The organism is Nocardiopsis sp. NPDC050513 (genome assembly GCF_044457925.1).
Classification (GTDB): Bacteria; Actinomycetota; Actinomycetes; order Streptosporangiales; family Streptosporangiaceae; genus Nocardiopsis.
The window spans coordinates 23,658-34,737 of sequence record NZ_JBITHK010000024.1; the positions used below are offsets into that span (position 1 = coordinate 23,658).

Here is an 11,080-nt window from a genome sequence, read left to right on the forward strand (position 1 = left end):
TGGCTGTGCGGGTCGTGGTCGCCCTTGATCATCGTGGATGGGTGCGGGTGGAGCCAACGGGGGTTGTGGGCGGGGGTCTGGCACACTCGTCCGGGTTACGCCTGTTTTGGAGACGCCGATGCCCGAGTTGCTGTCCGCCCCGTCCTGGTGGTTGGTCGCCGCCGCAGCCCTGGCCCTGACCGGGGTGGTGGTGTGGGTGCTGCGCCGGGCGGCCTCGCGCGAGCCCGTCCGGGACCGGGAGGGGCAGGTGGGACTGCACGGCGGGTACCTGGTGGCGACCGTGGTCATCGCGGCCGTGGCGTTGGCGTTGATCCTGGTCGCGTTCACCATGAGTTACGCGGCCCTGTACCAGGCGGCCACGTGGTTGGCCGACACACAGCTGCGCGCGATCAACGACGGTGATCTGCGGTTCCTGTTCCCGCTGGGGATCGACGCGGTGATCGTGTACTTCCTGGCCATGGACCTGCTCATGGAGTGGCAGGGTCGGCGTCACGCCCTGAACCGGTGGGCGGCCTATGCGCTCTCGGCCATCACCATCGTGTTGAACGTGTCCCAGGGGCAGGGCACGACGGCGTCGTATCTGGGGCACGCGGGTCCGCCGATCGTGATCATCCTGATCGCCGAGGGGGTGGCGGCGTGGATTCGTCATCTGGCCGGGCTCGCGCACGGGCAGGCCGCTGACCGGATCCCGTTCGGTCGGTGGGTCGCGCATCCGCTGTCGACGTTGAAGGTGGCCCGGCTCATGCTGGGGTGGGGGGTGGCCTCCTACCCTGAGGCGTTGGGGCGTGAGCAGCGCCGCCAGTTGGCCTACGCGATGCTGCGCGAGCAGTACGGGCGCGCGTGGCGTCGGCACACGCCGCGGCATCTGCGGTGGATGCTGGACAACGGGTACGAGCTCGACGTGGCCTTCGAGCTGACGCGGGCGATGACCGCGGCCACGGTGGCCATGACCGCCGACGAGGTGGCCACCCTCGGACAGGGGGTTGGCCAGGACATGGCCACGGTGGCCAGGGGTGAGGGCGAGGTGGCCACGGAGCCTGGCCATGGGTTGGCCACCGCTGTCCAGACACCGGAGGCCGAGCCTGGCCAACCGGCCGCGCTCCCCGTGGACGTGGCCACCCAGGTTGGCCAGATGGCCAACGCCGCCGAGACACAGTTGGCCAACGTTGGCCAACCGGCCGCGCATCCGGTGGACGTGGCCACGCAGGATGGCCAGATGGCCAACGCCTGGGAACACGACCAGACCTCGATGCCAGCGACGGACAGCGTCGCCCAGCACGCGCGGGAGGAAGCGGCCGTCCCCGACGAGGACGAGCACGAGCCTGGCGGGGAGTCGACCGAGGAGGCGGACCCGTTTTCCGCACCAACGGGGCCTTTGTCTCCCGGGCAAAAGCGTGCCCGGGTGCGCGAGTTGCTGGACCAGCATCCCGGCATGAGCGACGGGGAGTTGGCCGCGCGCATCGGAGCGGCGCCGCGCACGGCCCGCCGCTACCGGTCCGAGATCCTGAGCCAGCCCACGTCCGTGGACACGGGGCGGCCAGACCCTGGCCGGCCGGTGGCCGTCGGGGATGGCCAGGAGGCGGACTTGGCCAGCGTGATGGCCAGGAACTGACCCGGGTGGCCACCGCGTTGGCCATGGCCGCTGGCCAAGGCCAGGGTGGCCATGCGTCTGCTGGCCATGGCCAGCCTTGGCCAACGTGGCCAGTGGCCAGGGCGCCCGTGTCGGTCAGTGGCCGGCCATGATGGCCAACGCCGTTGGCCATGGCCGAACTCGTGGCCAACGCGAACCGGCGACCGTGGACCGCGCGGACACTCCCACCGGCAAGGCAACGGTTGGTTGCTCACCGGGGCGGGCGGGACCGAGGGGGTGGCCAGAGGCGACCGGTGGAGTTCGGGGCCGGTGTCGTGCTCCCTGGGTCCGACACGCGAAGAACTGCCGGGGTCCGAGCCGGCCGGGGTTCTGGCGCGTGCAACGGATCGTTGCGCACGTCCCGCATCGCGCCAGGTTCCCGGTCGGGACGGGGGGTCCAAGGGGGGTGGGCCCCCCTGGTACCACCAGTCGCCAGCCCGAACGTCTACGGCTTGGGCCCGCGTCCTGCTCTGCGGCTCTCGGGCGTCTGGCGCGCGGCCGGGGTCTCCTGCGGGGTCGGTGGTGGGGTCTTGGGTACGGGCCGGCGACCGGCAGCGGCCCTGGCCGACGTCGGGGGCGCGGTGACCTTGGCCTGGCGCAGGCGGGCGGCGCGGGCCCAGCGCACGGCCGGACGCACCGCGCTGCTGGTCTCCAACGCGGCCTGGTGGCCCTCGTCCAAGGCGTGCAGCTCCGAGCGGGTCAGCCCGTGGTCCAGGGCCACCGCATCCAGGTCCCGCTGGCGGCGCTGGTGTTCGGCCGCCCGGGCGTGCTCCCGTTCCAGACGGTGGCGGGCCTGCTCGGCCTGGCGGGACAGGGCGGCCGCCTCACCCCGCAGACCACGGACGGCCTTCAAAGCCTCGTCCAGCCGGTCGTGGGCCGCCTGGACGACCGCCCGTGCGGCCGCGGGGGTGGTGCCCTCCATCAACAACCGCATCCGCCCCTGCGTGGCGCGGTCCTCGGCCAGGCGGAGTTCCTCCCGCAGAGTGGGCAGCAGGTCGGCGTCCATCTCGTTGGCGCGGCGCACCAGGGCGGCGGACTGTGCGGCCAGTCGCTCATGCTCGTCCGGCTCCTGGTGCTCGGGGCGGGTGCCGCCCTGCCGCCCGGTGGCGGCCGCAGGCGCGATCTCGACATCAACCTCGTCGAGTTCGTCGATCACCATCGTCTCCGGGGTGTCGGTGAGCGTGGCCGCGTACGCGCTCACGACCCGGTGCAGCCCCTCCTGCGGGGTGCGGGCCTGCCCCAGGCGCAACCGCACCTGTTCGGGCTCCAACTCCGCGGCCGGAAGGTACAGGTCCGTGCGCTCCTTGGCCCGGCTCATGGCCGGGTAGAGGCTGTGGGCGTCGGCCCCGTAGCCGAGCACGTGGCAGCGCTGCGAGGTCAGCCCCTGGGCGGCCGCGATCGTGATGGCGTAGGCGTGCACCAGGTCCCCGCGGGCCACCTGGGCGGGGTCCATCCACGCCCGCTCGTGCTGCCCGTCGTGGGTGCGCCACTGGATCAGCGCCCCCTGCCGCAGGTCCACGTCCAGGACCACGCCCCGGTAGCCGTTGAGCACATCGGGGCTGTCGGGGTCGCGGCGGGACCGGTAGTCGTTGCGGGTCACGCGCACCTGGTCGCCGGGCGCCATGGCCACCGTGCCACCCCCGACCGTCCGGTAGACGACATCGTCGCCGGTCAGGAGTCCCTCGGTGCGGGCGATCGCGCGGGCACGCGTGTTGAGTTCGGTCACCGCGTCGTTGGTGGCGGCCAGCATCAGCAGCTGGTCGATGACCTCGTGCGTTGCCGCCCCACCAGGGGCGTCAAGGAAGGCTTGACGGTCGTTCCACCAGGCGGCGGCCATCTGCCCGTAGGCCAGATCCAGATCGGCTGGCGCATGCACCATCCCGTTCTGGGCCCACAGCGCCAGCGCGGACCCGCGGCCGCCCTCGCGCCAGGTCCGCAGCGCTCGCCGGTCCAGGTCGCCGCGCTGGCGGCGGTTCTCGGTCAGGGTCGGGCCCTCCAGGAGCTGGTGGATGCGGGCGAACGCACCCCCGGCCCCCACCGCCCTGAGCTGCTGGGAGTCGCCGATCCCGGCGATCTTGGTGCCGGTGCGGTCGGCCTCGACCACCAGCAACGCCAGATCCCGGTCGGCGATCATCCCCGCCTCGTCCACCACCAGGACGTCGACCCCCTCCAGGCCGGGCCCGTCGGTGATGCGCCGCAGCCAGGACGCCACCGTTCGGGAGGCGATTCCAGCCTCGGCCCGCAGCCCCTCGGCGGCCACCGCCGCCACCGCCGCGCCCTGGACCCGGTACCCGGCCGCCTCCCACACACACCGCGCCGCCGACATGATCGAGGTCTTCCCGGCCCCGGCCACGCCCTGGACCATGTCCAGACCGTGCCCGTCCTCGACCAGTCGCACGATCACGGCCAGCTGCTCAGCACTGACCGCGAACCCCTTCTGCTCACACCAGCTCTTGAGTGCCGCGCTCGACACCCCCCGCTCGACCACGGCCGCCCCCGCAGCGCGGCGCCGCCGGGCGGCCGCCACGACCGCGCGTTCGGCCTGGACCAGGTCGAGGGAGGTGTACCGGTCCGTGTGCGACAGGTGCGAGTTGCCCTGGTCGGGCAGGCGCACCGCTCTGGGGTGGGCGAGGACGGCGTCGGCCAGGGCCTGCAGTTCCACCGCCGAGCCCACCCCGGTCGGGCAGGCGTTTGCGACCGCGGCCAACACCTTCGCCCTGGTCGTGGTCTTGCTGTTGGCCGTCACCCCCGTCTGGGGGTCCCACACCGCCGCCGCGAGAGCGTCCACATCGGGCGGTCCGGGCCGGTGCGGCGGCCCACCGCCCGAACCTGCGGCAGGAGCGGGGCCGTCCCACCCGCGCCCGAGAGCCCCGGCGACCAGACGCACCGGGTCGATCCGCGCGGCCACGGCCCGCTTCGCCCACGCCGTGCGCAGGTCCGACTGCGACACGTCCTGTTTGGCGTGCGCGGACTTGCGGGCGTGCGCCCGCTGGGCGGCCGCGCTCGCGCCTTTGCCGACGGCGTCCTTGACCTGCCCGGCCCGCCGCGAGAAGGTGCCGCGCACGTCGGCGTCGATCCCGGCGATCTCCCACTCCCCCGAGGTCTGGCACCGCTGCCAGACCACCCCCAGCTCGGCGGCGAGCAGCTCCCGCACACGCGCTTTGGCCAGCTCCCCCGCCGCCTGCACATGCCGGTGCAGGTCCCGACCCCCTGAGGCCACGGTCCGCCACTGGCCGTCGGCGCAGCGGACCATGTTGGCGAGCATGACGTGCGCGTGGATGTGCGGGTCCCCGACCTGCCCGCCGACGGGGCGGGCGGAGCGGTGCAACGTCACCGACCCGATCAACCCGCTGCTGTCCACGCGCTCGGCCGCACGTCCGCCCCCGTGGTGGCCCGACACCCCGTAGGCGCACCAGGCCTCCACCCCGGCCACAGTCTCGCGGACCGCCCGCAGGTACAGCTCCTCGATCCGTGCCGCCATCGCAGGGTCGGCCAGGCCGTAGAGCACGCTGACGGATTTGGGCATGTTCAGGACCAGGTCATAGCCCCGGTTGCCGATCCGGACCTTGGCGTCGGCGTGGTCGCGGGCGGTGGCCAGTTCCTGGTGGTCGTAGAGCACCTCCAGGTCGACCCCGGCGGCCGTGGCGATCGCGGACAGGTCCTTGACCGGTGCCCGGTGGGCGTCCCCGTCCCGGGCCAGGCCACGCACCAAACGCGCGAACCGCTCGGCCGACCGGTCGCTGCGGGCGAGCAGCTGGGCGGGGGTCAGATGAGCGGCCTCTGCGATGATCCCCACCGCCTCCACCAACGGGCTCGCGGCCAGCGTCGCGCGCGGGTCCACCGCCCTCTTCGGCGCGACCAACTCCTCACCCGAGCGTGGGTCGGCTCCGGCCATCACCGCCCGCACGGTGTCCAGGTCCGCCTTCGTGCGCAGCGCCTCACCGGAGGTGTGGCCGAACTCGGCCCACCCGGACCCGATCCGGGTGATCGCCCGATCCGCGCCCTGGATCCGGTAGTCCACGACGGCGTCGTCGTGCTCGGCGGTGGCGGTCTGGTCGCACCCGCACCGCTCCGACAGCCGGTACTCGACCTGTTCGGCGGAGGGGCCCAGCACGGTCAGCCACGCCACGCGGCGGCCTCCCGTCCAGGCGCTCGAAGCGCCGTTGGTGCGGATCGCAGATCCCTGCGCACTCCTCTTGCCTTTCAGGGACCCTAGCGGTCCCCGCCCTGCCCACCCCGCGCAACGGCCGCATCCGGCCACACATGTTGACGGACACGGGGATATCAGTGGGTCGGCCACCGACCTGGCGGTACGCACCGGCTACGAACATGACTCCTCCGCCGCCTCTGCTGATGGTGAGTGTTTGGGGCCAAGGCTGAACCGGACGGCCGGGTCGACGGCGAACCCGCCCTCAGCGGTGTCCGCGGCCAGATCGGCCTCGGCCAGGCCCTGGGCGCCGGCGTTCCAGTCCACGCCGCGCAGGGGGTGTCAGGAACCGCCGTCCCCTCCCCCTCCCCCGCCCCCGTCGCCGGAGCCACCGTCGCCTCCTCCGTCCCCGGCCCCGTCCGGGGGGTGAGGACCAGCACCCACAGCAGGGCCAGGACGGCGGCGATGAGGATCATGCCGAGGGACACAGGGGACCTCCGGAGGGTGACGCGGGGGGAACGTCGTGCCCGGTATGTTCCCGGGAGGCCGACGGCTCAGCGCTTCAGGCCGTAGCAGTGGAGCGGGCTGTCGGGCTCGAACCCGATGCGCGGGTACATCGGGACGCCCACCGTCGCCTCCCCTGCCGGTCGTGGGGCATGCACACGACTGCAGTGATTGGCCACCGCGTTCAGAATTTGCACAGTCCTGCACCAGACAGCGGAAGGGTGCACAGAACTGCAATCGCGTGTTCGCGCAGTTCAGAGGCATGCATGCCGGTCTACGGGTGTACCGGTACACCCGTAGACCGGCATACGGGTCTACCGGCGTCGGCCGCGCGTGGCACCCTTCGTCGGGGCGGGCGCCTGGTCCAGAATCTCGATGATCTGCTCGGGGCTCATCCGTGTGCGCAGCTCCTCCAGGGCCAGGCGCACGACGGCTGAGGCGACGTTCTCCCGGCGCTTGGCCATCCCCACTCCGCGCACCTGCCAGAGCCAGTCCATGAGGTCCTCGGTCAGGTACGCCTCGACCGAGGGCGGTCGTGTCCGCGTGCTGTCGCCAGCGGCCGCGGTGGGCTTGGTCGCCTTCGGCTTTGTCCGCCGTGTGCGGCTGGCGCCCTGCTCGTTCACAGCCCCCGGCGTCGGCTCCTGGGCGGGCGCGGCGTCGGGGGTTTCCGGTGCCGGGGTGTGCGGATACGGGGATGTCTGTGTGCCCGTAGACCCGTGTACCGGTACGCCGGTATGCCGGTGTGCCGATGTCTGTCCACCTGCGGGTTCAGTGGTTCTGGGATGACGCGGGGGCGGGGTGATCTCGCCCCGCCGGTTGGTCTGGCGCGGCCGCCGCTTGTTCCGGACGTCGGCCTCCAGCTCGTCGAATCCGTCCATCAGACCGCAGCCTCCACCACGCGCGCGATCTCGTCCACGAAGGGTTGGGCCCGCACCGCGACCGGCGCCGAGGACACGGCGCGGCGCAGGGTGCGGGTCTCCAGCCAGGAGTACTCGTGCACGATCGGGCCGACGGCGACCCCGGCCTGGCCGGTGATCCTGCGCAGCCACTGGATATAGCGCGCCTTGGGCACACCGCTGATCTGGTTCGGGATGATCAGCAGCGGGTAGTCGGGAACCTGCTCCAACATCCCTTCGAGGGCCTCCATGGGCTTCTCCTCGAACAAGGCCGGCACCAGGACGCGGTCGGCGGCGGCCATCGCTCCCAGGGTCGAGGCGGTCGACCCGCCGGGGTGGGTGTCCACGACGATGTCGCGGTCCCACTCGGCCGCCCACTTCTCCAACAGATCCGCCATCTGCTCGGCCCCCGGTTGGGCCAGGGCGAAGTCCTCGTGCCCGGGGAGCAGGTCGGGTTTGGTCTCCCCTCCGGGGATCCACTTGGGGGTCTTTCCGGTCTCCAGGGCCGCCAGCAGCGGGGAGCGCATCCGGCGCTCGGTGCGGTACCCCCAGGCGCGGGTGGAGCTGCCCCGGTCCCAGTCCAGATCCACCAGGACGGCGCCCATCTGGTAGGCGACCTCGTAGGCCAGCGTCGTCTTGCCGACCCCTCCCTTCCAGGAGGAGACGGCGATGATCGTTCGTCTGCTCATGGCGCACCAGTATCCCGGCGTACCGGCACACCTGGAAGCACGTATACGGGTGTACGTGCGTACCGGTACACAGGTACACCCGTATACCGGTCTGGTCCTGACAGAGGGAGCTTGCAACGTTTCGTTGCTCAGGTGAGTCGGCGGCGGTCGCGCCTTCCGACCTCGGCGTCGCGGGAGGGCACGGCCTTGGGCGCGCCGCGCAGCCAGCGGCGTTCGGCGCCCTGGCGGGTGACCCCCAGGGCCGCCCCGAGCACCGACCAGCCGGTGCCGGTACGGCGGGCGCCGTCGAGCAGGTGGTACTCGGCTGAGTTGAGGTCGGCGCGCATGCGCTCGATGACGGTGAGCGCGTCGAGGCGATCCTGCTCAGTGGAGTCGGGGTCGCGGCCGATCTGGAGCAGCGTGGTGGTGGTGACGGGGCCGTGGCGGGCGGCCAGGCGGTCGTGGGCGGCGCTCATCTCGGACTCGGGCAACGGCACGGGAACCCCCAGGTGTGCAACGATTCGTTGCACCCGAGGTTAGCAACGTTCCGTTGCCCATGCAACGTGGCGCCGCGGCGTCCGCCAGTACGTCAAGGAAACCTTGACATCCCTGGTCAGCGCAGGCGGACCGCCCCACCCTTCTCACGCCTCCTGGCCCGGTCCTGGGCACCCTGCTTGGAGATCCCTCCGAGCGCGGCGCCGATCTGGGACCAGGACGCCCGCCCGCCCGGCGCGCCGGCGTCCCGGGCGGCCGCGATCGCGGCGCCCTCGGTGGCCGCCCACAGCGCGCGCATCTCCTCCAACAGGCCCAGCACCGCCAGACGGCCGGCGCGGTCCAGCCCCGGGTCGGCGCCGGCGCGCTGGACCAGGACGGGCGCGGGCAGGGCGCGCAGCCGGTGGGTCCACTCCCCCTCGTCGGCGCCGCGGGCGTAGCGGGCGGTCAGGTGCTCGGCCGGTCCCATCGCCAGCGGCGCGTCGGTCGTGGCGGCCTCGTAGGGGGTCAGCAGCCACGCCAGGCCCTCCTTCGCCACCGGGGCCAGGAGCCGGTCCTCGTAGGCGGGGTCCTCGCAGGCCCGGATGAGCGCCTCGGCCATGGCCGCGCGGCGCGCGTCGCCTGCGTGGTCGGGGTCCTCGGCCTGGGCCAGGGCGCCCTCGACCTGGCGGGCCAGCGCGGATCCGTCGCCGGGGCGGGGGCCGGTGCGCCCCTGCAGGCAGGCCTCGATCGCGGCCAGCGCCCAGGCGCGGGGGGAGTAGGAGCGGTGGGCGCCGACCTGGGCGTGGGGGGCGGCCGCGGCGGCGGCCTCCTCCACCCGCTGGAGGCTGGGGCCGTCCCTCCAGGACAGGATCCAGGTCTGGCCGCCCTCGTGGTCGGCGTCCATGCGGCAGCCGGGGTGGCGGTCGCGGAAGCGGGCGGCGAGTGCGCGCAGGGCGTGGGGGGTGCGTGAACGGGCCATACGTCAAGGCTAGCTTGACCCCTTGTTCCGTCAAGGTTTCCTTGACGGGATGGGGGGTTCTGGGTCTTCGGTGGGCCGGGGGCGGCGCGGTCCACGGGCGCCGGTCCCCGGCGGGCGTGGCCGGAAACGCCGCGAAGGCGGAAGAATCGTCGCATGCGACGAACGTGGGTGTGGATCCTCGCGGCCGTGGGGGCGGCCTCGCTGGCGGTGCTGGGCGCCTCCCTGCTGCTGCCCGGTCTGGAGGAGGTGTCCTGGGCCGCGGGGACCGGGTCCTTCGTCCTGGCCGCCGCAGCCCTGGCCCTGGCCTGGCCCCACCGCACCCCTCCCTCCCCAGCGCCGGCACCTGCCCCGGCCAGCACGCGGGTGGACAACCGCATGGGCGAGAACCACGGCACCGCATTCCAGGCCGGGGCCATCCACGGCCCGGTCACCGTCAACACCCCACCCGCCCCAGCCACTCCACCGGTGCCGGGGTGGATAAGGGTGGCCCTGCCCGCCCACCAGGCCGATGCGCACGAACTTGGCGCCCACGACGCCCTGCCCGGCCCCGCGGGCGAAGGCCTGCCCCCCTACGTGGCCAGGGACGCCGACACCGAACTCGACCAACGCCTTGAGAAGGCCGCGGCCGGACCGCGTGGCGGCCTGGTGCTGGTGGCCGGGGCCTCGACCGCGGGCAAGACCCGCGCCCTCGCCGCAGCGCTGGCCCGGACCCTGCCCGAGCGGATGCTGGTGGCCCCGCCCGAGGACGCCGACCTGCGCCCCCTGCCCGCCTGGCTCCAAGCCAGCGCCGCACGCGCACCACACGGGTGGGTGGTGTGGTTGGACGATCTGGACCGCCACCTGGCCGCCTCCGGTCTGACCCCGGCCCTGGTCGCCGAACTGGGCCAGGCCGGCGCGGTGGTGGCCGCCACCATCCGCCAAGAACGCCTGGACTCCCTGCGCCCCAGCGCCACCGACCCGGCTCCGGGCACTGAGGAGGTGGGTTATGCGGTGCTCAAGACCCCACCGGTCACCGTCCGGCGTGACTGGAGTGGGCAAGAGCGTGAGCGTGCCAGCGCCAGCGGCGATGAGCGCCTGGCCCGGGCCGCCGCCGACGAGCGCTTCGGCGTGGCCGAGCAGCTGGCCGCGGGCCCTTACCTGCAGCAGGTGTGGGAGGGCGGCCCGGACGGCGGTCACCCGCGCGGGTACGCGCTGGTCGCCGCGGCGGTGGGCCTGGCCCAAGCCGGGCTGACGAGCCCGCTGACACGCGAGCAGATTCAGGCCGCCCACACCGCTTACCTGCCCGCCCCGCCGCCCCTGCCCGAGGAGGTCGACCAGGCTTGGGAATGGGCCACCCAACAGCGCAGCGGCCTGGCCGGGCTGCTGGTACCCGCCGACCATCAGGGCCACCGCTGGCGAGCCTTCGACTACCTCACCACCCAAGACCCCCTGCCCAAAGCCGTGTGGCACACCGCTCTGGAGGCGGCCACCGACCAGGACCGCTTCACTATCGGTGTCACGGCCTACCGAGCTGAACAGGCCGACATCGCCGAAACAGCCTGGCGCCCCTTGGCCGAACAGGGCAGCACTCTCGCGATGAACAACCTCGGGGTCTTGCTGGCACAGGCGGGCCATACCAGGAAAGCCGAGGCCTGGTACCGGAAAGCCGCCCAGCAAGATAACACTTCCGCGATGGTCAACCTCGGTGCCCTGCTGAAGGAGGCGGACCGAGCAGAGGAGGCCGAGGGCTGGTACCGGAGGGCGGCCGAACAAGACGACGTCAGCGCGATGTTTAACCTCGGG

8 protein-coding genes are annotated in these 11,080 nt (G+C 73.1%); 2 read left to right on the forward strand and 6 right to left on the reverse strand.

What is annotated here, in order from left to right; all coding sequences use genetic code 11:
• Window positions 1-118: 118 nt before the first annotated feature.
• Window positions 119-1,612, forward strand: coding sequence for a DUF2637 domain-containing protein (locus ACIBFB_RS26595; RefSeq protein ID WP_397234786.1), 1,494 nt, complete (start codon window positions 119-121; stop codon window positions 1,610-1,612).
• Window positions 1,613-2,075: 463 nt separating this feature from the next.
• On the opposite strand, the gene mobF is transcribed toward ACIBFB_RS26595, so the two are convergent.
• The 6 genes from mobF to ACIBFB_RS26625 all read right to left on the reverse strand — a co-directional run bounded on the left by mobF (window position 2,076) and on the right by ACIBFB_RS26625 (window position 9,298).
• Window positions 2,076-5,759, reverse strand: a complete 3,684-nt coding sequence (gene mobF / locus ACIBFB_RS26600; protein WP_397234788.1) for a MobF family relaxase — start codon at window positions 5,757-5,759, stop codon at window positions 2,076-2,078.
• Window positions 5,760-5,951: 192 nt separating this feature from the next.
• Window positions 5,952-6,104, reverse strand: a complete 153-nt coding sequence (locus ACIBFB_RS26605) for a hypothetical protein (RefSeq protein WP_397234790.1) — start codon at window positions 6,102-6,104, stop codon at window positions 5,952-5,954.
• Window positions 6,105-6,595: 491 nt separating this feature from the next.
• Window positions 6,596-6,904, reverse strand: a complete 309-nt coding sequence (locus ACIBFB_RS26610; protein WP_397234792.1) for a hypothetical protein — start codon at window positions 6,902-6,904, stop codon at window positions 6,596-6,598.
• A 254-nt stretch (window positions 6,905-7,158) separates the two neighbouring features.
• Window positions 7,159-7,866, reverse strand: coding sequence for a ParA family protein (locus ACIBFB_RS26615; protein ID WP_397234794.1), 708 nt, complete (start codon window positions 7,864-7,866; stop codon window positions 7,159-7,161).
• Window positions 7,867-7,994: 128 nt separating this feature from the next.
• The gene (locus ACIBFB_RS26620) at window positions 7,995-8,375 is read right to left on the reverse strand and encodes a hypothetical protein (protein WP_397234796.1); all 381 of its coding nucleotides are present in this window, start codon (window positions 8,373-8,375) and stop codon (window positions 7,995-7,997) included.
• Window positions 8,376-8,458: 83 nt separating this feature from the next.
• The gene (locus ACIBFB_RS26625) at window positions 8,459-9,298 is read right to left on the reverse strand and encodes a hypothetical protein (RefSeq protein WP_397234798.1); all 840 of its coding nucleotides are present in this window, start codon (window positions 9,296-9,298) and stop codon (window positions 8,459-8,461) included.
• A 153-nt stretch (window positions 9,299-9,451) separates the two neighbouring features.
• Here ACIBFB_RS26625 and ACIBFB_RS26630 point away from each other — a divergent pair.
• On the forward strand, window positions 9,452-11,080 hold a 1,629-nt coding region (locus tag ACIBFB_RS26630), incomplete at its 3' end, for a tetratricopeptide repeat protein (protein ID WP_397234800.1).

Coding starts and splice junctions, on each gene's coding strand:
- ACIBFB_RS26595 (WP_397234786.1), top strand. CDS start 119: ATGCCCGAGTTGCTGTCCGCCCCGTCCTGGTGGTTGGTCGCCGCCGCA.
- ACIBFB_RS26615 (WP_397234794.1), bottom strand. CDS start 7,866: ATGAGCAGACGAACGATCATCGCCGTCTCCTCCTGGAAGGGAGGGGTC.
- ACIBFB_RS26625 (WP_397234798.1), bottom strand. CDS start 9,298: ATGGCCCGTTCACGCACCCCCCACGCCCTGCGCGCACTCGCCGCCCGC.